The sequence below is a fragment of the Bartonella sp. OD88NMGDW genome (assembly GCF_042193775.1).
GTDB classification, from domain to species: domain Bacteria; phylum Pseudomonadota; class Alphaproteobacteria; order Rhizobiales; family Rhizobiaceae; genus Bartonella; species Bartonella grahamii.
In genome coordinates this window covers 79,989-104,977 of sequence record NZ_JBHIMA010000006.1, presented here as the reverse complement: position 1 = coordinate 104,977, position 24,989 = coordinate 79,989, and the positions used below count along the sequence as shown (strand labels likewise).

Below are 24,989 nucleotides of genomic sequence, written 5' to 3'. Positions count from 1 at the left end.
ATCTATAAAATTATAAAAGCTATTGACAAAACATCTCTATAGAAGCTTCAATTACGCTCTTTATCAACCAAAGCGTTAGATTTTATCCAAGGCATCATAGAACGAAGTTTTTTACCAACTTCTTCAATAGGGTGATTATCATTTAAACGCCGCATACTTTTAAAATGAGCAGCACCAGCTTTATATTCTTGAATCCAATTTGATGTAAATTTACCTGTTTGGATATCTTTCAATATACGTTTCATTTCTGCTCTGGTTTCATCCGTAATTACGCGTGGACCAGACATATATTCGCCCCATTCAGCTGTATTAGAAATCGAATAATTCATATTTGCAATGCCCCCTTCATACATGAGATCAACAATCAGTTTAACTTCATGTAAACACTCGAAATAAGCCATTTCCGGTGCATAACCTGCTTGTGTTAATGTTTCATAACCTGCTCGAATCAGTTCAACAAGACCTCCACAGAGAACCGCTTGTTCACCAAAAAGATCAGTTTCGCACTCTTCTTTAAATGTTGTTTCAATCACCCCAGCACGTCCACCACCAAGACCACATGCATAAGACAATGCTACATCATGAGCATGCCCTGAAGCATCTTGTGCCACCGCTATTAAGCAAGGAACACCACGACCACGTTGGTATTCATGACGAACTGTATGCCCTGGACCTTTAGGAGCAATCATCACGATATCAACGTGTTTTTTAGGTTCAATCAAGCCAAAATGAATGCTCAAACCATGCGCAAAAGCAATCACTGCCCCATCACGTAAATGATCATGAATATGCTCTTTGTAAATATCAGCTTGCAATTCATCTGGTGTTGCCATCATGATGAGATCTGCCCATTTTGCTGCTTCTGCAACACTCACCACTTCAAAACCATCTGCCATAGCTTTCTTAACTGTTTCCGACCCTGAACGCAAAGCTATTTGCACATTTTTTACACCGGAATCTTTCAAATTTAAAGCGTGCGCACGCCCTTGAGAACCATAACCAACAATGGCTACTTTTTTCCCTTTAATAAGATTAACATCCGCATCACGATCATAATAAACAAGCATAAAAACTTCCTTCTTTTTCTATTTAAACTGGATTTCAGATTATTTTTATTAAATAAGAAACATTATCTTCAGTGCATCACACACTTATAAAGACAAAAAACACCGCTTATAAGAACATAGCAATTGAATAATTTTTAAAGTTTACATATTGCATAAAAAAAACTGTAGTCCCCAAACATACCCAAAACATATACAGATCCCCAAATCAACTTCAACTACTATTCTACAAAAAGAATAATTACGCAAAACAAGATTTCTAAAGAAAATATATTTGCTAATATTTTACTCTTCTATCGTGCAACAAAAAACTATATTCTAAAAATTAAGATAAAATATACAATTTTTAACATGAACCAAATCAATACGGATAGCAAGAAAAATTACAAAATAACAAGTATTGTTTTAATACAATATTCAAAAGCATATACAACAATATTTTTAGAATAATAAAGAGAACATTTTAATTTTTACGTTCTTTAATATCCACGCTTCTCACGCGAAAAAGAACACCCCCATACTGCCATTATGTTATTCATTTATGGCGCCTTATAAAGAACTTTTAATGTGCTCGAGCCCTTTTCTAGGCCCCCTATAATCGCCTAAGATTTATTGCACACCACTCTCTTTACTTCATAAAGCTACAAGTCAATATCATCAAAACCCTTATATGCCAAAAACTGCCACAACATTGAATTAGCCAATAAAATGATGATAGCAATAGACTTCATATCATCCATGGATGATTTTACATTATACTATTTACAGATAACCCGTAAAATGAGCTCAAACATCAAGAAAATTTGTGTATTGATCCATAAAAACCCTACGCACTCTTTTACAAGGAAAATACCTTCCAATCCCTATTTCTTCTCCCTAATAGATAGTACAAATAAAAAACATCGCATACACTCAAAAACAAAAGATAGAAAGCAACCAATAAACAGAGCAACAATAGAATATTTATAATGCACGCTAATAGTGCTAGTTATCTAAACATATATTATTTTTTAAGATAAATTGGCAAAGCTTTATAAAAATTTCTCTTTCAATTTCATAGAGAGAAAAAGATTACGATAATAACCGAACAAAACGCTGAACAGTATCACGCATTCCATACTCTAATGCATCGGCAATGAGCCCATGGCCAATAGAAACTTCATCAAGCCAAGGAATACGATTGATAAGAGCAGGAAGATTAGCAATCGTCAAATCGTGACCTGCATTGATACCTAATTGCAGTTCTTTGGCTTTTTTTGCTGCTAAAACAAGTTTATTGAGCTCTTGATCCTGTTTTATTTTTTCCTGAAATGCACCACCGTAAGGTCCCGTATAAAATTCCACACGATCAGCCCCTATTGCTTTAGCAATATCAAGACCGTCGATAGTAGGATTAGCAAAAAGTGATACACGAATCTTTCTTTTTTTCAAACGCTTAACAACGGGTGCCAAAAATTCCGCATCATGAGAAAAATTCCAACCATGATCAGACGTTGGCTGATTTGGATCATCAGGAACAAGGGTAATCTGATCCGCGTAGTTTTCAGCAATATCCAAAAATTGATCACTGGGATAACCTTCAATATTAAACTCAGCCGCAGGAAAATTGTTCTTGATTAAACAGTATATATCTGGCAAATCCGCAAAACGAATATGCCTTTCATCGGGGCGTGGATGAACAGTCAAACCTGCTGCTCCAGCAGCAAGCGCTATATGCCCAATATGCGTGATATTTGGCCACGGAAGATTCCGTCGATTACGCAAAACAGCAACAGCATTAAGATTAACCGAAAGTTTTACCGCCATGCCCATTTCCATTTTTCTATAGTGTGTAACAAGATAGAAAAAAGGCATTTTCCATCTGAAACTTAGATAATATACATATTTTTTCTATCGAACAATCATTAAACGTTCTGCTGCGCGCGTAATTCCCGTATAAAGCCAGCGCGCATACATATCACGAAATGCAAAACTTTCATCAAACAAAACGACGTTATTCCATTGAGAACCTTGCGCTTTATGAACCGTTAATGCATACCCATAATCAAAATCATCATATCGCTTTTTTAATTGCCATGAAATTTCTTGATCAGGGTTTTCAAACGCTGCTTTTAACAGTTTAATCTTTGCTACCCCACGCTCACTTTCTTCTGGTTTCACAAGAAGATTAATACTTGGTTTAACTGTTTCCTTCTGTGAAGTCATCACCTTCCATAAAGAGCCATTCAACAAACCTTTAGTAGGATCATTTCGCAAGCACACAAGCTTGTCTCCTGCTTGCGGATAATCTGCTGTAAATCCTTTTAACACACGCAAACGCTGATTATAAAGGTAGCGCGTACGATTAACCCCTACCAATACCTGATCAGCATCCAAAACCAATTGTTGATTGACCTCTTTACGTGTAACAACGCGCGCTTCTCCATAGTCACCATAAGCAATATCGCGTCCTTCACGCACATCCATAGCAAGACGTATAATCGGATTATCCCGCGCTTGCCGATGAATTTCTGAAAGAAGAAAATCTGGTTCTCCATTAGAAAAAAATCCTCCACCTGATATAGGAGGCAATTGACCTGGATCACCAAGAACAAGAATTGGCGTCCGAAAGCTCATTAAATCACGCGCCAATTTTTCATCTACCATCGAGCACTCATCGACAATAATGAGCTTAGCTTGTGCAGCTGCACTCCTCCGATTTAATGCAAATGTCGGTGCAATAGACTTCTTTCCCGTAACTTCATCGGAAACTTCTTCTTCCCCACGCGGACAATAAATCAACGAATGAATAGTACAAGCATTACTGGCACCTTTAGAGCGCAAAACCTGTGCCGCTTTGCCTGTAAACGCCGCAAACTGAACAGAACCATCAACTGTTTCAGCAAAATAGCGTGCCAGCGTTGTCTTACCCGTCCCCGCATAGCCAAAGAGGCGAAAAAGTGGAGAACGCCCCTCTTTCAACCACGCAGCAACAGCCTTCAATGCATTATCCTGTTCCGGTGAAAACTGCATGACTTACCAACATAAAATTTGCATAAAAAGAGCACTATTTTGAAAAAAACCAACTATCAAGAAAAACTTTTTTATTAAGAATTGCTGACACACGCCCATCTAACAACTTTCATAGCACAATTATCAATTATTTACCCATTGCTTTTTCAAGATATTGTAGCAATCTAAATTTTATCTATACATCGATCTTCTTGGTAACACCTTATACTTATCAAATAAAATATCATTTTTTACAACAGTAACACCAACAATGGAATATGCATGTCTTAAATTTAAAATAATACCTATATACGCTTTTTCTAACCAAAATTTAGAATGAGAAAAAGAGCATTGCAATTGCAAAACCCTCGCTAGAAAAAATGTCCTTAACAGGATAAGAATAATGTAATTTTATGAATACTATTTTACACAATCACTCAGCTTTCTTGCACATAAAAATAAAGTACATCCACTATTACGAAATAATAATTAAATATATCAAAAACCTTTTGGCGGAAATAGAAATAGCTCTCAACAAAACGACTTAACCCTATGATGATACACCTATATATTTCCTATTTCCCTCTTATCACGATTTTAATAAATTTACTCTTCATGCTACAAATAAGTTATATCTCAACGAATAAAGAGAGACATCACGCTTATATAAAGCCCGCTTTATCTTGCACAAATATGTAGCGTTTTCTGTTTCGACAATAAAATCTGGTTCGTAAGTATGGCCTTCTTGGTAGTCTATTATAAGAAAACTGGGACATGGGTTTCAGTCCAGCGTAGCACTTCAGGTCCGTCCTCTAGAATATGAGAAAAGCGCAATTCTCCATCTACTGAGTCAAACTTTTTGTCGCAATGTTTTAAAGTTTATAAAAACTAACTGATTAATGCTATTCTTATTGCTAGAAACAACAATGAAATCAATGGGTATAATTTGTTAATAGGCTTGGCGTTATGTCAAAATATCAGCGATGAGATTGCTTTTTGGTTGTTTTAGAAATGAAATAATGAGCTCAAATATTGATGAATGAAACGGGAGATTTAAATTGAAAATATTAATTCCAGATGACTATCAAAAAGCTACCCTAACATTACAGTCTATTACAAAATTAATGAAATCGCATGAAGTGCTTGTTATAAATAATTTAGCTAAAGAATGTGATTTAGAAGATAAGCTCAAAGAGATAGATATTCTTATCTTAATCAGAGAGCGGACCATGGTTGATAGAAATCTTCTCCTGAAACTGCCAAATTTAAAATTAATCTGCCAAACAGGCCCCATAGGTTCACATATTGATATAGAAGCTTGTAGAGACTTAGGAATTGAAATATTAGACGGTGGTGGAGATCCAACTTCTGCTGCTGAATTTGCGTGGCTCTTAATTATGTCTGCGCGTAGAAAACTCTGTAAATCTGTGTCTGATATGAAAAAAGGACGATGGCAAACAACATTTGGCAACCAAATGAAAGGGGCTACTCTTGGAATATTCGGGTTTGGGCGTATTGGTAAAATGGTTGCTCAATATGCTCAAGCTTTTGGCATGTCCATTTTGGTTTATGGGAGCGAACGTTCAACGCAAGAAGCAAAAAATTTAGGTTATCATTTTACGCATTCAAAAGATGAATTTTTTACACGTCCTGACATTATATCCGTACATTTACGTTTAAGCGATAAAACCAGAGAAATCATTCAATTAGATGACCTATTGAGCATGAAACCTCATGCTATTTTTGTCAACACAGCGCGTTCAGCTTTGGTTGAAAAAGGGGCGATAGAAAAAATACTAAGTTTGGAAAATTCAACTTACTTTGCACTGGATGTTTATGACAGCGAGCCGGTATATGAGAGCAAATTATTGCAATCAGATAGAGTTCTTTGCACACCGCATCTGGGCTATGTGACTGAAGAAAGCTTTGAGAATTATTTTGAAAAAGCTTGCCAAAATATAGCGTCTTTTATGAAGAGCGCTTAATGCCGGATGAGCCAATGTTTGTAAAATTTATCTTATATCGCTAGCGTATCAAATTTGCACGACACATAATAGCTTATTTCCTTAAATTAAGCATATTCCTTAGCTTTCATATTAAGACCAATCGTATTGACAGATTTTTATGTAATCAGCATAAAATACCTAATTTATTGTTGCAAGCATTATTAAAAAAAGGCTACTTTATTGGAATACACTTTAATTGGAGGGGGCATAGTGAGCAATAATAAATTTATAGAAAAAAATTATTATAGATGGATTATATTGCTTGTTGCCACTATCGCTCAAGCATCAGCTTGCTTCTTTGTTCAAGGGATTGGTCCTTTAGCTGAATTTTTTAAGAAGGATTTCTCGCTTAGTGACTCTCAGATAGGTTTGCTGTCTTCAGCAGCGCAATTCCTACCTATTATTGGGTTACTTGTAGCTGGCGAATTACTAGACATAACGAGCGCTATATTGTTGGAGTTGGAGCGGTCGGTGTTTCTGTCGCTCTTTTGTTGGGAGCAATCGCAGATAACTATATTTCCCTTTTGGTCTGTTTGCTAATTGTAGGGGGATTTTATAGTTCTGCTCAACCCGGTGGCGCTAAATCTGTTTCTTCATGGTTTCCAAAATCGCAGCGCGGATTTGCAATGGGAATAAAGCAGACGAGGCTACCATTAGGTAGGGGACATTAGCTGGGATGGTTCTTCCTGCTAGTGCGCTTGTCTATGGCATACAAGGTGCGTTTTTGGTCGGTGCCATCGTTTCTTTTTTAGGGGGATGTATCTTTATTATTTTTTATCACGCACCAGAAAAAGTTGTAGCTCTCGTTCCAGAAAGTAAGGCAAGAGTTTCGTTCCATGCAAAGGTATTGTCTCGTCTTGCGATGTTGGCTGCGCCATATATGCCGTATATGAAGAATATTATTTTTTCAGGCGTTTCACTTGTGATAGTTTAATATGTTTTAACCATTTTTATAATGATTTATTTTTATAGAATCTATCACCTGTCTTTAGATAAAAGTGCTTATTTGTTCTTTGTTTCACAGGCTTCTGGTGCCTTAGGAAGAATTATTTTAGCAGCGTGGAGTGATCATTGTAGAAAAGGACGATTTTTTCCTGTCTTCTTTTGCATGATTGCAGTCGTTTTTGGATTTTTAATATTAATTTTGGGTATTAGTGGATCGATAATTTATTTAACTATTTTATCTGCTTGGTTAGGTTTTTTTGGATTAGGATGGTATGGCCCTTGAGTTGCTTATATTGTAGACTCTTCGTCGAAAGAAAGCGTTGGACTTTCTCTGGGTTTAGCAATGTATGTAAATCAAATCGCAATTATTACTGCTCCACCATTATTTGGATTAATCCAAGATTTTACAGACACTTATTTACTAACTTTGAGTTGAGCAATGGCGAAAGAGACAAACTTTGGGAGGCTTTAGACCATGTTATTTATGATCCATACGGTGGTATTGAATATTCGGTTAAGCTAAAAAAAATAGCATTTTCGCTGCTACCCCATAGAATATTGACAATTCTTATGAATCAAAAGATGTCTATTACCCCTAGAGCATATTTAAGCTTTGAAAACCTTCCAATTGATAGACAAATTAATACGTCACCTAATCCTTATAATTTAGATGCGTCTTGTAAAAGTGGCTATATTAGCGAAAATTTAATTATGATGTTTTCTTTATTAATCGGAGAGCCTTATTCAATTAAATTTGAAGGCGAACATATAGTAAACAACCTAGTTCCTTTAGAGGATAATAAAAAAGATTATACAGGATTAGGATCTGAAGTTGAGTTAGATTTTCATATAGAAAATACTGCACTAAAATTTATAACGAGTTTAAATTTATCTCCTAAAGGGATATTTTTCTGGTGTTCGCAATGATGTTGATGGCCCGTTAACGAGAATATCTGGTGCACATCTAGCTTTAAAACTTTTAAGTGAGAAGGATTTGAGTAGCTTAAGGGATAATTTATATATAATTAATTTTCTCTATAGAGGAGAAATTGGGTAACCTCTACAAGTAAAGTGCCTCCTAGTTCGAGAGGACGGTGAATTCCCAGATATCAGCGCTGTTTTTTATCTGGGCATGTTAGAGCCACAGTCAAAAAAAGCTAAGGAAGCTTTAAATCATTTTTATGAAGCTATGAAGACTGTATCTTTTGGAATTGATGTACAACTAGGAAGATTATTATACATTGATAACAGAATGGCTCTACACTCTGGAGGTAAATTTTTTGGATCATTTGATAGTTATGAAAATCCAATGCGGTGGATTCAAAGAGTGTTTGTGTCTGCAGATTTATGGAATCATAAATATGTAGAACAAATAAAAGAAAGAATATTTGATTTTCAATGTTAATGTCCTGATAATGATACGATGTTGAGTATTATTCCGGTTTATATATATTGACTACACATCTCATATGTATGGATTTCCCCCGCATAATCAGGTGAGATTACTACCTGATTATAAGCTATGGTGGCCAATTGATTTTCTATGGCTGCGTTTGATCTTTGTTATATTTGCCCTTCCTTTCAAGCCGCTAGGGGGATTTTCCTATCAATCCCTTGAAAGAGCGATTTGGAGTAATTTCATAATGCGAAACCAAAACATAGTGACAAACTTTTCTATTGTTTTCACAAGTATGACGGTTTGCATGGTTGCCCCCTTCAAGCACGGTGGCTTTTTTCTTGCACAATGGAATCTTTCATATATGAGACAACATAATTAATTTATAACAGACAATTCAATATATTATCTAAAAAATGCAACGAAATAGCTATTAATGTGAACATATGAATTAAAAAAACAAACATCGCATACAAATAATAATACACCCCATGTCTTTAAACAAAGAATGAAAATCATAAAATGAGCTCTAAGGATAATAGGAACTCTCCACAAAGAAGAGACAGAGATGAAGACTCCAAAGACTTCATCACCATCCTTTACTATTTTGTTAACATATTCATTTTATACAAGAATCTTTCCCTCGGAAGAAACAGCATTTGCAACAGCTTCCTCGCTTGCCTCATCGGGTAATAACATCTCATTATGAGCACATCCCGATGGGATCATAGGAAAACAGTTTTCTAAATGATAAACACGACAATCGAAAAGAACTGGCTTATCACAGTCAATCATCTGCTGAATTTTATTATCAAGTTCATCGGGTTTTGAACAATGAATTCCCACGGCTCCATAAGCTTGTGCCAATTTCACAAAGTCAGGCATAGATTCCGTATAAGAATGAGAAAGACGATTACCATGTAGCAATTGCTGCCACTGGCGAACCATCCCCATATACTGATTATTTAAAATAAAAATTTTCACTGGTGTATCATGCTGAATAGCTGTTGCAAGTTCTTGAATATTCATCTGAATGGAGGCATCACCAGAAATACACACAACAAGCGCATCAGGATGTGCTATTTGAACACCGATAGCCGCCGGAAGACCATACCCCATCGTTCCAAGACCACCAGAAGTCATCCAATGTTTTGGTTCATCAAAATGATAATACTGTGCTGCCCACATCTGATGCTGTCCGACATCCGTTGTGATATAAGCACATGCATCTTTAGTAAGAGCATAAAGTCGTTCAAGAGCATATTGTGGCATGATAACATCTTTTTTTTCCATATATGCCAATGAATTACGAGCTTTCCAGCGATTAATTTGCGTCCACCACGCCTCACGGACTTCACTGTTAAACGCTGGTTTCTGTATCTTTAAGAGTTGCGTCATATCTCCTAAAACACAAGCCACATCACCAATAAGGGGCACTTTCACTTTTACGATCTTATTAATAGAAGAAGGATCAATATCAATATGGATAATACGCGCATGAGGTGCAAATGCATCCAATCGCCCTGTGATACGATCATCAAAGCGCGCACCAACAGCCAACATAACATCACAATCATGCATGGCCATATTAGCCTCATAGGTTCCATGCATCCCAAGCATTCCAAGCCAATTTTTGCCAGAAGCGGGATAAGCACCAAGCCCCATGAGCGTTGATGTAATCGGAAAATCACCCAGTTGAACTAAATCGCGCAAAAGCTTTACAGCTTCCATCCCTGATGAAATAACACCACCACCAGAATAAATAACAGGACGCTTTGCTTCTACTAAGAGAGAAACAGCCTCTTCAATAGCCTGCGCATTCCCTTTCGGCTTTGAATAAGAACGCATAAATGTCGGCGCTTGAGGTGCTCTATAAATTCCTGAAGCAAATTGAACATCCTTAGGAATATCAATCAAAACCGGTCCAGGACGACCTGATTGAGCAAGAGAAAAAGCTTCATGAATAATAGCCGCAAGATCATTGACGTTTTTAACCAGCCAATTACGCTTCGTACAGGGCTTTGTAATTCCAACCGTATCAGCTTCTTGAAAGCCATTTGTTCCAATAATCGTTGTCGCTACCTGACCAGAAAAACAAACAAGAGGTATAGAATCCATAAGAGCATCTTGCAAAGGTGTAACAGCATTCGTTGCGCCTGGACCAGAAGTCACAAGCATAACACCTACCTTTCCAGTACTGCGTGCATAACCTTCAGCAGCATGCCCTGCAGCTTGTTCATGGCGCACCAAAATATGCTGGAGTGTATCTTGGTGATAGAGCACATCAAAAATAGGCAGAACAGCCCCACCAGGATAACCAAAAATATGTTTAACCCCTTGATCTATAAGAGCCTGAATCACTATTTCAGCCCCCGACATTATTTTTCCATCTGCACTCTCTTGCTTTCTTGGATCATTTCTCATTTTTCCCACTCACCTACTTGATAGGACAATAAAAAAGCCCCTAACGGAGCCCATAAAAAAAGACCCCAAAGGAGCCCATTACACAACACATACTGTATGATCACCCCCATTATTCCAACGTATAAAATATATAAAAATTTCCTTGTAGAAAGATTTCTAATTCCATTGATACCATTCGTCAATAAAAAATTATATTTTCTAAAAAAAATCTTATCTTTTATCTTTCGATAAGTTTCTTTGCAAAGCTCTAGCTCTTTTATCAAAAAGTAAGCATCCATTCTTCATCAAATTGATTACGAAACCATGTCATTTGTCTTTTTGCGTATCTCCTCGTTTGTGTTTTCACCGCTTCAAGAGCATTCTCAAAGCTTCTATATCCATCCAAATAAGCCATAAATTCAGGTATACCAATAGCCTTCATTGCTGGTAATGAAGGGGAAAGCTTAAGATTCTTCATAATCATCACCTCTTCTAAAGCTCCTCTTTCAATCATAGAATCCAAGCGTTTATGAATACGTTCATAAAGCAGAAGACGTGGTGGCATGAGAAGAATTTTTTCGATGAAATTCGGCGCTATGAGAGGTGTTGTTTTTTGTTTCTGCCACCAACTGAGCGTCTTACCGGTTGCATCATAAACTTCCAAAGCACGGACAATACGTTGACCATCGTGCGAAGAAATTTTTTCAGCAACAACAGCATCAATCTGCAACAACTGGCGATAAAGATTTGCAACGCCCTCTTTATCAAGCCGAAGTCGCCACTTCTGCCGCACAACATCTGGAACATGAGGGATTTCCGAAATCCCCTCTAAAAGAGCACGAAAATAAAGTCCTGTTCCACCAACAAAAATAACTGATCTTAAAGAAAAAGTAGCCAATAGCTTCTCGACATCACACAACCATTGCCCTACTGAATAATTCAAAGTAGGACTCACATGACCATAAAGATAATGTGGAACAATCGCAGTATCAGCCTCTGTAGGCCGTGCCGTTAAAATATTTAAAACATCATAAACCTGCATTGAATCAGTGTTAATAATGAGAGCATTTTTTTCTTGAGCCATTTTCAAGGCAAGTTCTGACTTCCCACTTGCCGTTGGTCCCGCTATTAATGTAACTGTTCTCTGTGTCATGAATAGCAATTTCTCCCAATCAATAACTTATTGCAACACACAGCCCCCAAAGCCCCCTATGAAACTTATAAAAAAAGAAAAAATTGACTTAATAACGACACCAAAGGAATTTCCAAGCATTTTTGCTATCATAATTCAATAATAAATTACAGCCATAATCATTCTGTCCGTTAGTCCATTAAAAATAAACATATTCTTTGTCATCATTTATGAAAATAATACTGAGCTTAACCTATACAATCAAACAGCTTTATTTTTTCCTATAAAAACAGCATGTTACTCTGGTTTATAATAAGAGATTCAGAAATTGTCTTCTGTACGCTCTCTTTCTTATAACTATTTTTTCATCCATCACCAAGAAAGGTATAAATATATATAACTAATTTAGTCTAATATCATTTTTCTCTAGGATAACTTTTTTCAAAATGAAGTAAAAAAACGTTCTCTATAGCACACAAAGTACAATCACAAAGTTCTAAAAGTCTCACTAAAGAAAACATGATTTATAATAATTGCACCCTTTATTTATAATAGTTGAGCGTTTTGCAACCTGAATAAGAGCTCCCAATATCATAAGATTTTCTCATTTTTATCCTTCTCATAAAGTGCCATATCAATACCATTCACTTGTGCATCAAAAGCAGAGATAAAAATTTGACTTAAACACAAGACATAGATCTTTTATGCAGCACTTCAAAGCCTAGGCTGTTGCAATATTGGGAACTAGCAAATCTATTATGGTACCAACTTGTACTTTTATTTAATGCAAAAATAGAGCTGCCCAACGGATTTTATATTATACAATCCATGCCTTTTTGTCATGAAATGAGCTTGAGAAATATTGGACATCACATGGTTGAGCTACAAAGTAGCCACATACCAAGGCTGATAAAAAACAAAAAATTAATTTTTAAGCCTCAATCCATTGGGGTATCAATCCATTAGGAGCGTTAGGAACCGTAACTCTCCATCTGGACGCGCTACGATGAATAGAGCATTTTTGCGTCCAGCTTCACGTAATTTATGAATACGTTTTTTAGCCTCATCGATTGTTGTGATAGCACTCTGATTAATATCAATAATGACTTCACCAACGCGAATACGCTTTTTATCCGCTGCGCTATTTTGTGCAACAGATGTTACCACTAGTCCTCGAAGTTTATCTGAAATTGAATAACGATGACGCAAATCCTCTGTCAATTCAGATAGCGTCATTCCCATAAATTGCATTGTCACGCTTTTCGACAGATCATTGTCTTTTTTATCATCAACTTCTTCTTCTATATCTTCATTTGCATCTGTTTCAATCAAACGTCCAAGCTTAACTTTTACTGTTTTTTCTTGCCCATTCCGTAAAACAGTAACATCCACCACTTTTCCTTCTGAACTTTCTGCAACTAAACGCGGCAAATCACGTGCATGCTTAATTTTTGCATTACCAAAGGAAAGAATAACATCTCCAGTTTGTAACTGGCTATTATCTACATTATTTTCTTCCGTCTGTTCTATTTTACCAGCCACTAATGCTCCTACAGCATTGTCCAATTTTAAACTTTTTGCAATATCCTCTGTTACCGGCTGAATACGAATAGCCAACCAACCACGCCTTATTTCTCCAAAATCACGCAATTGATTAATAACAGCAAGGGCCATATCCGATGGAATAGCAAACCCAATACCGATAGATCCTCCAGAAGGTGAAACAATTGCTGTATTAATGCCAATGACTTCACCATTTCTATCAAATAACGGACCACCAGAATTGCCCCGATTAATTGCTGCATCTGTTTGAATAAAATTATCATAGGGACCAGCATTAAGATCACGGTTACGTGCAGAAATAATACCAACCGTTACACTTCCACCAAAACCATAAGGATTACCAATAGCCATAACCCAGTCACCAATACGTGCTTTTTCTGAGTCACCAAAACGCACAGCTTTTAATTTTTTACGTCCCGCATCCACTTGAAGTAGTGCCAAATCAGTTTTGCTATCCTTGCCAAGAAGCTTCGCCTTGAGTTTTGTACCATCTGTAAAATTAACTTCAATATCATCAGCATCAACAATAACATGATAATTTGTAACAATAATCCCTTTTTGCGCATCAATCACAAAACCAGACCCCAAAGAACGCACCTTTTGAAATTGACTATTTTTTTGACCATCTTTGGGTGTAAAAAAATCATTAAAATATTCCTCCAGCAATGAATCTTTGGGAATAACGGGTACCGAAGTATTTTCATCCTGTTCGGTTCCTTCAACAGTCTGTGCCGTAGAAATATTCACAACCGTCTCCAAAAGCTCAGAAGCTAAATCAGGAACAGAAAGCAATGTCTTGTTTGTCTCTGCGCTCCAAGACAAATTCACTGATCCTGATAAAAACAAAACCACACACAAAACAACTCTTGTGATAAAAGACTTCAAAAACGTATTTCTACTCACGATACTTCTATCCATGACATGCCTTTAACCAAAGCTGAAAAGAGCCCCACTAAATTTATCTATGTAAAACCAGCACGGCTCGATACTCTCTACGACTTTTATCATAAAAGAAAATGGTCACAGATCATTCTTTTCATGCAAAATCTCGTATCTGCAATCCATTATTTTATCTATTCTCTCCCGATTTTGAATCCGTTTTACTGAGGCCAGTATTCATTGTCGGTAAGAATGATTTATTTGCCTGCGGCGGATTACGAAAATAGAAAAAGAAATCCTCATTTGGTGAAATCACCATCGGAGTATGCTCTAAATTCTTGTATTGTTCCATCGCCAACCAAAAATCGTAAAAAGATGGATTAGCCTCCCTCGCATTCAATAAAAGACGAATACTTTCAGCCTGACCTTCACCACGGGTAATTTCAGCATCACGCTTTGCAGCTGCTACGATTTCTTCATATTCACGATTAGCTTCTGCCACAATACGATCTCGCTCCTGCTGACCACGAGCACGGATATTTTCCGCAGCAGCTTCACGTTCAGCTGCCATTTGCCGATAAACATCTTCTGAAACAGCATCCGTCAAATCGGTTTTACGAATACGCACATCAACAATGGTAATACCCAACGAACCTGCATCTACAGAAAACTGCTTCTGTACTTCAGCCATCATCGCACCTCGTTCATCCGATAAGGCTGCTTTAAATTCTCGCTTGCCATAAACAGCACGTAAAGCGTCAATAAACCGTGGTGCAAGGTTTTCACGTGCCGCAATTTGTGGACGCCCAGAAGCAATGCGCTGTAAAAACAACTTAGGATCTGTAATACGGTAAATAAAGAACGCATCCACCTCATAATACGCACCACCACGAACCTGTACAGATTGTGTAGGAACATCGTAACGCAACAACCGATTATCCACAATGATGATCTTATCTATAAAAGGCGCCTTGAAATAGATTCCAGGGTTAGATTCTACCTGAACAATTTGTCCAAAACGCTTAATTGCTACTTGTTGACGAGGATAGACGATAAAAACGGACATCCACAAAATCATCAAAACAAACACTATAGCACTAAAAACAAACAAAAAACGAGATTGCTGCATAATTAATATCCTCCAGAAATGCGAGAATCCGAAAGCGATGCAGGACGCGCTGATGTTGCCTTCAATTTTTCTGATGAATTGCTACGCAACAATTCGTTCAAAGGTAAATAGGGCACCGCTGGAGAATTTGCCTGATCAAAAACCAACTTATTTGGTGAAGAAAGAATACGCCCCATCGTTTCCATATAGAGACGGTAGCGAGCAGCTTCTGGTGAAATCGCAGCCTCACGAGCTATCGCCTGAAAACGTTCCGCACGCCCTGTTGCCTCTTCAACCATTTGTGCCTTTTCACCTTTTGCGATTTCTCGTGTGCGTGAAGCTTCACCATTTGCTAAACCAATTTTCGTAAAACGCACACGATTCCCCTCTTCAATCATTCTTCCACGTTCCTGCTCCGCCTGCTGAACAGAATTAAACGCAGCAGCAACCTTTGTTGGAGGAGCAGCTTCACTGATAGACACACGGCTTATTTCAACACCAAGTTGATATTTATCTACAGTCAACTGAATAATCTTTCTGACGTCATTAGCAACTTCTTCTTTCTTGTCACGTAAAACATCATCAACCGGCCGCGAACCAATGACCTCACGCATTGCACTCTCAGCAACTTGGCGAACTGTTCCTTCTTGATCATTCACATTGAATAAAAACTGACTAGGGTATGAAATGCGATAGTAAACGGAAAAATTAACATTAACAATGTTCTGATCACTTGAAAGCATTAAGCCATCACTTTGTTGCGCCTGACCAGGCTTCCCACCAATCGCAATTGTTTTTTCCGTTAAAGGTACTTTCATATAGGTCTCAATTGGCCAAAAATGAAAATGTAACCCATCACCAATAATGCCTTCTTTAGGGATGCCAAAGCGCAACTCTACCGCTTGTTCATTTTGCTGAACAATATAAATTGACTGGTATAGCCAAAAAAACACAATAAGCAGAAGGAATAAAACAGAAAAACTGCTTCTCCCGAATTGTTTAAACTGATCCTGCCCTTTGCGCAAAATATCATTAAGATTAGGACCATTTTCGCCACCATTACCGCCACCAGAACCAAAGAGATTCTTAGCTGGTGTTTTTTTGTCACCACTGTTTTTATCGCCACTCCACGGGCCACCACCATTTTGATTTGTCCAGGGCATTATCACCTCTTTAACTGATTACCACTACTCGAACACCAACCATTTGCTTGATCTTATAGGGTGTCTCTTACCTCATTACAATACAACTGATAACCCCTTCCACTTCATATTACAAAAAATTATTTCCGCTCATAAACCACAAAACGTGTCGGATGACTATCTTTTTCTCCTTTTGGAATATCTTGTGTTTCTACAATAGTCCATTTTTCTTTATCAAAAACAGGAAAAAAACTATCCCCTTCTATAGAAGCTAAAACTTCTGTAAGGAATATTTTATCAGCCATATGCAACCCTTGTTGAAAAATTTCACCACCCCCAATAATAAAAACTGCATCTGCACCATTTTGAGAAGCCACACTTTTTGCGATAGAACAGGCTTGCGACAAAGAATGAGCAATAACAGCGCCTTCAGCCGTGAATGCGCAATTACGGGTAATAACAATATTTGTACGCCTTGGTAAAGGACGCCCAAGAGAATCCCATGTTTTTCGCCCCATAATAATGGGGTTACCAAAAGTCAAAGCTTTAAAGCGTTGCAAATCCGTGGATAAATGCCAAGGCATCGCACCTTCACGACCTATAACACCATTTTCTGCAACAGCTGCAATTAAACAAACTGGAAAAGTCATACTGCTACCGGTGCCTTGATATGTGGCTGCGCTTCATAATTAAGCAATTCAAAATCCTCAAATTTAAAAGAAAAAAGATCTGTTACCGCTGAATTTATAAGCATCAACGGCAAAGCATTTGGTATACGAGACAACTGGTATCTCGCCTGTTCAAAATGGTTAGAATAAAGATGAGCGTCACCTAGAGTATGAATAAAGTCTCCTGCTTTAAGTCCGCTTACTTGGGCAATCATCATCGTCAATAACGCATAGGAAGCAATATTAAACGGAACACCTAAGAAAATATCTGCTGAACGCTGATAGAGCTGACAGGATAGCTTCCCATTAGCAACATAAAATTGAAAAAAACAATGACAAGGAGGCAAAGCCATCTCCTCTATCAGTGCGGGATTCCAAGCAGATACAATTAAGCGACGAGAATCAGGCGTTTCTTTAATCATCGTCAAAAGATGACTGATTTGATCAATCTGCCGTCCATCGGGAGCAGGCCAAGAGCGCCACTGATAACCATAAATAGGACCAAGGTTCCCTTTCTCATCAGCCCACTCATCCCAAATTGACACACCATGTTCCTTCAACCATGCAATATTTGTATCACCCCTCAAAAACCACAAAAGCTCATAAATGATCGAGCGCAAATGCAATTTCTTCGTTGTTAACAGAGGAAAGCCAGCTTGCAAATCAAACCGCATTTGATACCCAAAAATTGATCGTGTCCCCACACCGGTTCGATCTGTACGATCAATGCCGTTATTTAAAACATGCGATAAAAGATCAAGATAGATTTTCATATAAATATTATGGTTGATTCTTAACGTTACAGGAAATAGAAACTTCAAAATTTATAAAAATACAATTCAAAAAAATCCTCCTCCCAAACATCTTTTATAGGAAATCATTATTATACGATTGCATTTTGATGAATCAAATCGTAAATAAATTTTAAAAGAAACAAGTTAGGTATGATCATAAAAGGGATAAATTTATGGAGAATGAACCAACTTTAGCACCACATGATACAAGAAAACGTATCTGGGCTATCGTGTCCAGTGCATCAGGTAATCTAGTAGAATGGTATGACTTTTATGTTTATTCCTTTACGTCCATTTACTTTGCATCACAATTTTTTCCCTCAGATGGCAATGTCGTTACACAACTTTTAAAAGCGGCTGGTGTCTTTGCTATTGGTTTTCTTATGCGCCCAATCGGCGGATGGCTTTTTGGCTTCATTGCCGATCGTTACGGACGCAAACGCTCAATGCTTATCTCAGTTTTTATGATGTGTGGTGGTTCGTTCTTAATCGCCCTACTCCCTACCTATGAAACCATTGGAGTAGCAGCAGGAATTCTTCTACTTTTACTCAGAATGCTTCAAGGGCTTTCTGTCGGTGGTGAATATGGTACAACAGCAACTTATATGAGTGAAATCGCCCTCAAAAATCGCCGAGGATTTTTTAGCTCTTTCCAATACACCACACTGATTGGTGGTCAGCTTCTAGCCAGTCTTGTTATATTCATTTTAGCGCTTTATCTCACTGAAGATCAGCTAAAAGCATGGGGCTGGCGTATTCCATTTGCCATTGGTGGACTAGGAGCAATTGTTGCGATTTATCTACGTCGCACGCTCCATGAGACAACAACCAAAGAAAGTCGTTCTAGTGCACAAGCTGGTAGTATTAGGGGACTCTTGAGCAACCACCGAAAAGCTTTTTTTCTAGTTATCGGCTTTACCGCTGGAGGATCGCTCACATTCTACACCTATACGACTTACATGCAGAAATATCTGATTACGACCACCGGCTTTGATAAACATACAGCCACAACTGTGATGACTGCTGCACTCTTTGTTTTCATGTTACTTCAACCTGCATTTGGTTTTATGGCTGATAAAATTGGAACAAGAACTTCACTCCTTATTTGGAGTGTCTTATCTATTATCTTTACCATTCCCGGACTTAATGTGATTGGTAGTACTGATAGTACATGGATTGCTTTATCAGTCATTATTGGAATGCTCTGCATTATGAGCTTTTATACATCCATCTCTGGCATTGTAAAATCAGAAATGTTTCCCGCTTCAGTACGAGCAATAGGAGTTGGGCTCTCTTATGCTATTGCCAACGCACTGTTTGGCGGTTCTGCTGAATATGTCGCGCTTGGATTAAAAGATCTTGGATATGAATCTGTCTTCTATTTTTATATAACCGGCATGATGATTATTGCATTCATTTCTGTTCTCTTAATGCCAGATGCCCGGAAAGAGGGTTATCTTCAAGGTGATAGTATCCATTAAATTTTCTAAACTAAATCAAGAATCCCGATTTTTCGGGCTTCTTGATTATGATAATACTGTAAAATCAATTTATAGACATGCCTTTCATATCATAAACATCTCTCGTGTCATAAAGGAGAGATATCCTCTTCTTTGATATAAACCATGATGAATAAAGTACCTCATGCCATGACCCTATATTTTTCATGATACCAATAAATCCAGTACACTTAGCTTTAAAACATCAAATCTGCTTTAATTAATATCCTCTTTTCTTTATCAAAAATAAGCAAAACATCGTTTCCTTATTTGTCTAATAATGGACATTAAAGCGCATCTATTATCACCAATCAATCATCTCTCAACCCCCCTTTCTGATCTGAATGATCGATGACACCGTTAAAGATACAATAAAAATCTAAACATATCCTCCTATAAATATGAGCACTGTTTTTGTTCTATGACAAAAATAAAAACTGGAAACATCATGAAAATAAGCCGCTTCCACCCCCTCTTTTTTTAAGAAACATCGCAATACAATTGAATTTTTATGGCTTAAACTGTAAACAACTTTAAAGAGAAGAAAAGTTATAGATCTAAAAGGGGAATACTTCATGAATAATCAAACAACTTTAGATCCACATGATACAAGGAAACGTATTTTTGCTATCATATCCAGTGCATCAGGAAATCTGGTAGAATGGTACGACTTTTATGCTTACTCCTTTGCATCGGTTTATTTTGCATCACAATTTTTTCCTGAAGATGAAGATATCGTTACACAACTTTTAAAAACTGCAGGAATCTTTTTTATTGGCTTTCTTATGCGTCCAATTGGAGCATGGCTCTTTGGATTCATTGCGGATCGTTATGGACGTAAACGCTCAATGCTTATTTCTGTTTTTATGATGTGTGGTGGCTCTTTTCTCATTGCCATACTTCCCACTTATAAAACCTTGGGAATAACAGCAGCATTCCTCCTCCTTTTAGTCCGCATGTTTCAAGGACTTTCCGTTGGCGGTGAATATGGTACAGCAGCAACTTATATGAGCGAAGTTGCACCCAAAAATCGTCGTGGGCTCTTTGCATCTTTTCAATATGCAACAACGATCACAGGTCAACTTCTCGCAAGTTTTATAATATTTATTTTATCCCTTTACCTTACGGAAGATCAGTTAAAAGCGTGGGGATGGCGTATTCCTTTTGTGATTGGTGGCTTTGGAGCAATCGTTGCAATTTATCTGCGTAGTTTGCTCCATGAAACAACAACCCACAAAAGCCGCTCTGAAAAACATGCTGGTAGTCTTCGAGAACTTTTTCGCAATCATAAAAAAGCTTTCTTTTTGGTTGTTGGCTTTACAGCTGGTGGATCACTCACATTTTATACATACACTACTTATATGCAAAAATATCTGATCACAACCACCGGCTTTGATAAACAAACCGCAACAACGATAATGACTGCCGCCCTCTTTATTTTTGTGCTACTCCAACCCCTTTTAGGTTCCATAGCCGATAAAATTGGAGCAAGAGCTTCACTCATTAGTTGGGGGGTATTATCCATTATCTGCACCATCCCTGTACTTAAAATGATCGGTAATGCCCATAATCCATGGACAGCACTCTTAATCATTATTGGAATACTCTGTGTTATGAGTTTTTATACGTCCATTGCTGGTATCATAAAAGCAGAATTGTTCCCAGCCTCAATCCGCGCAATTGGTGTTGGATTTGCTTTTGCCATTGGGAATGCACTATTTGGCGGTTCTGCTGAATATGTAGCGCTTGGATTAAAAAATATGGGATACGAATCTGTTTTCTTTTTTTACATAGTTGGTATGATGGTCATTGCACTCATCTCTATTCTCCTTATGCCCGATATAGATAAAGGAGGATATCTCGATAAAGACAATAAACTTCATTAAACTTATTTTCTGGATAAAAAAGCCCAAGAAATTGGGCTTTTTTTGATCTCCTCTCCACCCTAATAAAGAACGAAAAGTCCGCCCCGCATTCGTCTTACAAACAACACAGTTTCTCTTAAATTGTCTATAGTTACTGCCTTCTTTATGTAATTTACTTGATAAGATTCTATAGGCAAGCCCTATCCTAAATATTTATCACGATATCTAAAAAACACCTTATACGGAAAACCTTATCTGAGCCTTACCTCACCCTCCTAAATGATGATGTGTTATGATACAACAAGATAAGTAAGGACACAAAAATGCCCTTTTACATTATTTAAGCTTTATACAATGTCTTCAGTTTTTAGGCTTTCTGCTCATAAAGACCATCTCTTCTATGATCTTCCCGTATGCCAATAATTGCATTCTTCTCATAAAGTTTAAAGGTATCTTGATCTACTTTTCAATGTTCTCTCCCTTTAAATGCAACGTGATAACTTTTTATTCTATAACACAAGTAAAAATCTTAAAACGAATGACAACCTGACTCTAATAAATCATCTTAAAGAGTTTCCCTAAGAATTATTATAATACAATTGAATTTTTCTGGAAATCATAAACAATTAGGTTTAGAAAATATAAACTATAAATACAAAAGGGGAACAATTCATGAAAAATGAAACAACTTCAGCATCACAGGATGCAAGAAAACGCGTTTTTGCTATTATAGCAAGCGCATCAGGAAATCTCGTAGAATGGTATGATTTTTACGTTTACTCATTTGCATCGATTTATTTTGCATCACAATTCTTTCCCTCCGATGGTGATACGATTACGCCACTGTTAAAAACCGCGGGTGTTTTTTTTATTGGCTTTCTTATGCGCCCTATTGGAGCTTGGTTTTTAGGATTTGTCGCCGATCGTTATGGACGTAAACGCTCGATGCTTATATCCATTTTTATGATGTGTGGTGGCTCTTTTTTCATCGCCATACTTCCCACCTATGAAACCTTAGGAATAACATCAGCAATCCTTTTACTTTTAGCTCGGATGATGCAAGGACTTTCAGCGGGTGGTGAATATGGTACAGCAGCCACTTATATGAGCGAAGTTGCCCTCAAAAAACATCGTGGGCTTTTTGCTTCTTTCCAATCTGCCACCCTTATTACAGGTCAACTTCTTGCTAGCTTCATTATATTTATTCTAGCATCTTATCTCTCTGAAGATCAGTTAAAAGCATGGGGATGGCGCATTCCTTTTGTGATTGGTGGTTTCGGGGCAGTGATTGCGATTTATCTGCGTCGTTCTCTCCACGAAACAACCACGAAAGAAAGCCGCTCTCACAAACACTCTGGCAGTCTTAAGGAACTTCTCACCAAGCATACAAAAGCCGTTGTCGTAATTGCATGCTTTGCATCAGGAGGATCACTCACATTTTACACCTTTACAACTTATATGCAAAAATATCTGATCACAACCACCGGCTTTGATAAACATACCGCAACAACGATTATGACAGCTGTACTATTTATTTTTATCCTATTCCAACCCATAGCTGGTATCATAGCCGATAAAATTGGAACAAAAACTTTACTTATCATTTGGAGTATACTCTCTGTCATCTTTACATTTCCTGGACTCTGGATAATCGGTAATACGCATAGTATATGGGTTGCCTTTTCCGTCATTATTGGCTTGCTCTTCATTATGAGCATGTATACATCCATCTCTGGTGTCGTAAAATCAGCAATGTTTCCCTCTTCAATACGCGCATTAGGCGTTAGCATCTCTCATGCCATTGGCAACGCCTTATTTGGTGGTTCTGCTGAATACGTTGCGCTTGGATTAAAAAAGTATGGTCATGAATCACTCTTTTATTTTTATATAACCGTTGTGATGATCATGGCATTCATTGCTCTTCTCTTTGTCCCGAGTATGCGTAAAGGGGGATACCTCCAAGAGGATGAAAAACATTAAACCTTTTTATCAACGAAAAAGCCCAAGAAATTGGGCTTTTTTATCATTATCACAAATTTAATATTGTTTAAATTTTATGAAGTGCATTAAGGTGCTTAGCAACTAGATAATAAAAAGTCATACGACTTTTTCTACGCTCTCCAGACATCATTTCAGCCACTTTTGAGACAGCCATTTTAGCACTCTTCTCATCAGCTTCTAAAACATCTTGAACCCATTTTTCAACCTGCTCTAACTCTTTTGGATCCGATGTAGCAACAAGTGATGCATCTTGTTTTTTCATCACTAAAGCTAAACGACGGCTAAGTCGTTCTATTGCTGCTTCATCGGGATTTGAATCATATAATTTAATATCTGCTAGATTATTTGTCATTTTGCATCATCTCCTCTCCAAAAATCAGCGGACTATACTTTACAGCCGCGTCATATAGCTCCATAAATAATTAGAGCATTAAAAATATTAACAACCCCCCCTTTTCCTAAGACTGTTCTTCATCTATATTTAAAGAGCTGGTTTACCAGCTATGGTAATAAATGGACAATGAAATAAACTCATTGGACCCGGGGGCGGTACCCGGCGCCTCCACCAAAATATAAGAGGCCAAAATTATATTTTGGTGGGGGCGAAATAGGATCGACAAGGGCGTAAAGATTGCTCTTTTACTCGGCATAGTACCACCGTTATCGGACTAAATGAGTAGTTGCAAATGACAACTATGCGGAAGCACGTCTCGCTGCTTAATGCAGTGCGAATGTTTCAATTTAAGTCTTAAACCATCGCAGGTTTAAGCGGGGTTCGGAGGCACCTGGCAACAGAAGCCTTCACTTTTTTAAATGTTATTGATTGATCTTTCAGACATTATCAGACATTATTTACCATAGAGTTTCGTATTTATTCGATTTATTGAGGTGCATCGTAGACAAAATATTGCTAATTTTAAAACGTATTCTATCACACAATATCAATACGCCCCGTTCTGCTACGTGAAATAAAAGGAATAAACTTCGATGGTTAAAGATCAAATCCGTTACGATATTCTCGTTCAGGATGCGCTTCGTGGAGTTATCCGTAAAGTTTTATCGGAAGTTAGCAAAGCAGGTCTTCCGGGAAATCATCATTTTTTTATAACTTTTTTGACGAATGCCCCAGGCGTTAAAATTTCTCCTCGGCTAAAAAATCGCTATCCCGAGCAAATGACAATCGTTTTACAACATCAGTTTAGAGATCTCAGTGTTTCAGAAACAGCTTTCGAAGTAACCCTCTCCTTCAGGGAAATAAACGAAAAGCTCGTGATTCCTTTTACTTCCATTCAGGTCTTTTATGATCCTATAGCAGCATTTGAAGCAGCATTTGATCTGCCCTCAAATCCTGCCTCTGGAGAAAGTGAAAATTCAGAAAATACCTCAACTACGCCCATTACCTTATCAAACACACAAAAAAAAGAAAATACGCTTACAAAAGAACAAAATTTCAGTACAAATAAAGAATCTTCAAATAACGATACAAAACAAAGTGCTGATGTTGTCTCTTTAGACTCTTTTCGGAAAAAATAA

22 protein-coding genes and 1 other RNA gene are annotated in these 24,989 nt (G+C 37.4%); 12 read left to right on the top strand and 11 right to left on the bottom strand.

What is annotated here, in order from left to right; all coding sequences use genetic code 11:
- Positions 1-47: 47 nt before the first annotated feature.
- The 3 genes from ilvC to ACFIJR_RS06315 all read right to left on the bottom strand — a co-directional run bounded on the left by ilvC (position 48) and on the right by ACFIJR_RS06315 (position 4,076).
- Positions 48-1,067 (bottom strand): ketol-acid reductoisomerase, encoded by a 1,020-nt coding sequence (gene ilvC / locus ACFIJR_RS06325; RefSeq protein WP_375627121.1) that lies wholly within the window; start codon positions 1,065-1,067, stop codon positions 48-50.
- 1,068 nt (positions 1,068-2,135) lie between these two features.
- Complete coding sequence (locus ACFIJR_RS06320) at positions 2,136-2,870, bottom strand: pyridoxine 5'-phosphate synthase (protein WP_375626555.1); 735 nt, start codon at positions 2,868-2,870, stop codon at positions 2,136-2,138.
- 84 nt (positions 2,871-2,954) lie between these two features.
- Positions 2,955-4,076, bottom strand: coding sequence for an ATP-dependent RecD-like DNA helicase (locus ACFIJR_RS06315; protein ID WP_375627119.1), 1,122 nt, complete (start codon positions 4,074-4,076; stop codon positions 2,955-2,957).
- 1,037 nt (positions 4,077-5,113) lie between these two features.
- Between ACFIJR_RS06315 and ACFIJR_RS06310 the strand changes: the two genes are divergently transcribed.
- From ACFIJR_RS06310 to ACFIJR_RS06280, 7 genes are all read left to right on the top strand, one after another.
- The gene (locus tag ACFIJR_RS06310) at positions 5,114-6,040 is read left to right on the top strand and encodes a D-2-hydroxyacid dehydrogenase family protein (RefSeq protein WP_375627117.1); all 927 of its coding nucleotides are present in this window, start codon (positions 5,114-5,116) and stop codon (positions 6,038-6,040) included.
- A gap of 231 nt (positions 6,041-6,271) precedes the next feature.
- A complete protein-coding gene (locus tag ACFIJR_RS06305; protein WP_375653829.1) occupies positions 6,272-6,601 on the top strand; it encodes a hypothetical protein in 330 nt (109 codons plus the stop codon).
- Complete coding sequence (locus tag ACFIJR_RS06300; RefSeq protein WP_375653832.1) at positions 6,487-6,732, top strand: MFS transporter; 246 nt, start codon at positions 6,487-6,489, stop codon at positions 6,730-6,732. The genes ACFIJR_RS06305 and ACFIJR_RS06300 overlap by 115 nt, the downstream gene beginning before the upstream one ends.
- Before the next feature lie 5 nt (positions 6,733-6,737).
- On the top strand, positions 6,738-6,995 hold the full coding sequence (locus ACFIJR_RS06295; RefSeq protein WP_375648638.1) for a hypothetical protein: 258 nt from the start codon (positions 6,738-6,740) through the stop codon (positions 6,993-6,995).
- 72 nt (positions 6,996-7,067) lie between these two features.
- The gene (locus ACFIJR_RS06290; RefSeq protein WP_375648639.1) at positions 7,068-7,289 is read left to right on the top strand and encodes a hypothetical protein; all 222 of its coding nucleotides are present in this window, start codon (positions 7,068-7,070) and stop codon (positions 7,287-7,289) included.
- Between the two features lie 149 nt (positions 7,290-7,438).
- Complete coding sequence (locus ACFIJR_RS06285; protein ID WP_375648640.1) at positions 7,439-7,933, top strand: hypothetical protein; 495 nt, start codon at positions 7,439-7,441, stop codon at positions 7,931-7,933.
- A gap of 205 nt (positions 7,934-8,138) precedes the next feature.
- Positions 8,139-8,411 carry a hypothetical protein gene (locus tag ACFIJR_RS06280; RefSeq protein ID WP_375627113.1) on the top strand — a complete coding sequence of 91 codons (273 nt, stop codon included), beginning with the start codon at positions 8,139-8,141 and terminating at the stop codon, positions 8,409-8,411.
- Positions 8,412-9,026: 615 nt separating this feature from the next.
- Here the strand turns inward: ACFIJR_RS06280 and ACFIJR_RS06275 are convergent.
- The 7 genes from ACFIJR_RS06275 to ACFIJR_RS06245 form a co-directional block, all read right to left on the bottom strand.
- The gene (locus ACFIJR_RS06275; RefSeq protein ID WP_375627111.1) at positions 9,027-10,826 is read right to left on the bottom strand and encodes an acetolactate synthase 3 large subunit; all 1,800 of its coding nucleotides are present in this window, start codon (positions 10,824-10,826) and stop codon (positions 9,027-9,029) included.
- A gap of 259 nt (positions 10,827-11,085) precedes the next feature.
- A complete protein-coding gene (gene miaA, locus ACFIJR_RS06270) occupies positions 11,086-11,958 on the bottom strand; it encodes a tRNA (adenosine(37)-N6)-dimethylallyltransferase MiaA (protein ID WP_375651859.1) in 873 nt (290 codons plus the stop codon).
- A 933-nt stretch (positions 11,959-12,891) separates the two neighbouring features.
- Positions 12,892-14,418: a Do family serine endopeptidase gene (locus tag ACFIJR_RS06265; protein WP_375627107.1), complete on the bottom strand. Its 1,527-nt coding sequence runs from the start codon at positions 14,416-14,418 to the stop codon at positions 12,892-12,894.
- Between the two features lie 151 nt (positions 14,419-14,569).
- Complete coding sequence (gene hflC, locus ACFIJR_RS06260) at positions 14,570-15,508, bottom strand: protease modulator HflC (RefSeq protein WP_375627105.1); 939 nt, start codon at positions 15,506-15,508, stop codon at positions 14,570-14,572.
- 2 nt (positions 15,509-15,510) lie between these two features.
- On the bottom strand, positions 15,511-16,650 hold the full coding sequence (gene hflK, locus ACFIJR_RS06255; RefSeq protein ID WP_375626085.1) for an FtsH protease activity modulator HflK: 1,140 nt from the start codon (positions 16,648-16,650) through the stop codon (positions 15,511-15,513).
- A 119-nt stretch (positions 16,651-16,769) separates the two neighbouring features.
- Positions 16,770-17,279 (bottom strand): dihydrofolate reductase, encoded by a 510-nt coding sequence (locus ACFIJR_RS06250; protein WP_375653828.1) that lies wholly within the window; start codon positions 17,277-17,279, stop codon positions 16,770-16,772.
- A complete protein-coding gene (locus ACFIJR_RS06245; protein ID WP_375626089.1) occupies positions 17,276-18,070 on the bottom strand; it encodes a thymidylate synthase in 795 nt (264 codons plus the stop codon). Before ACFIJR_RS06245 ends, ACFIJR_RS06250 begins: the two co-directional genes overlap by 4 nt.
- Positions 18,071-18,264: 194 nt before the next feature.
- Between ACFIJR_RS06245 and ACFIJR_RS06240 the strand changes: the two genes are divergently transcribed.
- The 3 genes from ACFIJR_RS06240 (at position 18,265) to ACFIJR_RS06230 (ending at position 23,435) form a co-directional block, all read left to right on the top strand.
- On the top strand, positions 18,265-19,572 hold the full coding sequence (locus ACFIJR_RS06240; RefSeq protein WP_375653826.1) for an MFS family transporter: 1,308 nt from the start codon (positions 18,265-18,267) through the stop codon (positions 19,570-19,572).
- Positions 19,573-20,165: 593 nt separating this feature from the next.
- Positions 20,166-21,476, top strand: a complete 1,311-nt coding sequence (locus ACFIJR_RS06235) for an MFS family transporter (protein ID WP_375627100.1) — start codon at positions 20,166-20,168, stop codon at positions 21,474-21,476.
- 651 nt (positions 21,477-22,127) lie between these two features.
- Positions 22,128-23,435 (top strand): MFS transporter, encoded by a 1,308-nt coding sequence (locus ACFIJR_RS06230; RefSeq protein WP_273790760.1) that lies wholly within the window; start codon positions 22,128-22,130, stop codon positions 23,433-23,435.
- Positions 23,436-23,502: 67 nt separating this feature from the next.
- Here the strand turns inward: ACFIJR_RS06230 and ACFIJR_RS06225 are convergent, their stop codons facing one another.
- The gene (locus ACFIJR_RS06225; protein WP_375627097.1) at positions 23,503-23,808 is read right to left on the bottom strand and encodes a DUF2853 family protein; all 306 of its coding nucleotides are present in this window, start codon (positions 23,806-23,808) and stop codon (positions 23,503-23,505) included.
- Between the two features lie 97 nt (positions 23,809-23,905).
- Between ACFIJR_RS06225 and ssrA the strand changes: the two genes are divergently transcribed.
- Together ssrA and ACFIJR_RS06215 are read left to right on the top strand one after the other, a co-directional pair.
- Positions 23,906-24,262, top strand: a transfer-messenger RNA (tmRNA) gene (gene ssrA, locus ACFIJR_RS06220).
- 181 nt (positions 24,263-24,443) lie between these two features.
- Positions 24,444-24,989, top strand: a complete 546-nt coding sequence (locus ACFIJR_RS06215; protein ID WP_375648164.1) for an SspB family protein — start codon at positions 24,444-24,446, stop codon at positions 24,987-24,989.

Coding starts and splice junctions, on each gene's coding strand:
- ACFIJR_RS06215 (WP_375648164.1), top strand. CDS start 24,444: ATGGTTAAAGATCAAATCCGTTACGATATTCTCGTTCAGGATGCGCTT.
- ACFIJR_RS06320 (WP_375626555.1), bottom strand. CDS start 2,870: ATGGCGGTAAAACTTTCGGTTAATCTTAATGCTGTTGCTGTTTTGCGT.
- ACFIJR_RS06275 (WP_375627111.1), bottom strand. CDS start 10,826: ATGAGAAATGATCCAAGAAAGCAAGAGAGTGCAGATGGAAAAATAATG.
- ACFIJR_RS06315 (WP_375627119.1), bottom strand. CDS start 4,076: ATGCAGTTTTCACCGGAACAGGATAATGCATTGAAGGCTGTTGCTGCG.
- miaA (WP_375651859.1), bottom strand. CDS start 11,958: ATGACACAGAGAACAGTTACATTAATAGCGGGACCAACGGCAAGTGGG.
- ACFIJR_RS06235 (WP_375627100.1), top strand. CDS start 20,166: ATGAATAATCAAACAACTTTAGATCCACATGATACAAGGAAACGTATT.
- ACFIJR_RS06240 (WP_375653826.1), top strand. CDS start 18,265: ATGGAGAATGAACCAACTTTAGCACCACATGATACAAGAAAACGTATC.
- ACFIJR_RS06245 (WP_375626089.1), bottom strand. CDS start 18,070: ATGAAAATCTATCTTGATCTTTTATCGCATGTTTTAAATAACGGCATT.
- ilvC (WP_375627121.1), bottom strand. CDS start 1,067: ATGCTTGTTTATTATGATCGTGATGCGGATGTTAATCTTATTAAAGGG.
- hflK (WP_375626085.1), bottom strand. CDS start 16,650: ATGCCCTGGACAAATCAAAATGGTGGTGGCCCGTGGAGTGGCGATAAA.
- ACFIJR_RS06230 (WP_273790760.1), top strand. CDS start 22,128: ATGAAAAATGAAACAACTTCAGCATCACAGGATGCAAGAAAACGCGTT.
- ACFIJR_RS06265 (WP_375627107.1), bottom strand. CDS start 14,418: ATGGATAGAAGTATCGTGAGTAGAAATACGTTTTTGAAGTCTTTTATC.
- hflC (WP_375627105.1), bottom strand. CDS start 15,508: ATGCAGCAATCTCGTTTTTTGTTTGTTTTTAGTGCTATAGTGTTTGTT.
- ACFIJR_RS06250 (WP_375653828.1), bottom strand. CDS start 17,279: ATGACTTTTCCAGTTTGTTTAATTGCAGCTGTTGCAGAAAATGGTGTT.
- ACFIJR_RS06225 (WP_375627097.1), bottom strand. CDS start 23,808: ATGACAAATAATCTAGCAGATATTAAATTATATGATTCAAATCCCGAT.
- ACFIJR_RS06295 (WP_375648638.1), top strand. CDS start 6,738: ATGGTTCTTCCTGCTAGTGCGCTTGTCTATGGCATACAAGGTGCGTTT.
- ACFIJR_RS06280 (WP_375627113.1), top strand. CDS start 8,139: ATGTTAGAGCCACAGTCAAAAAAAGCTAAGGAAGCTTTAAATCATTTT.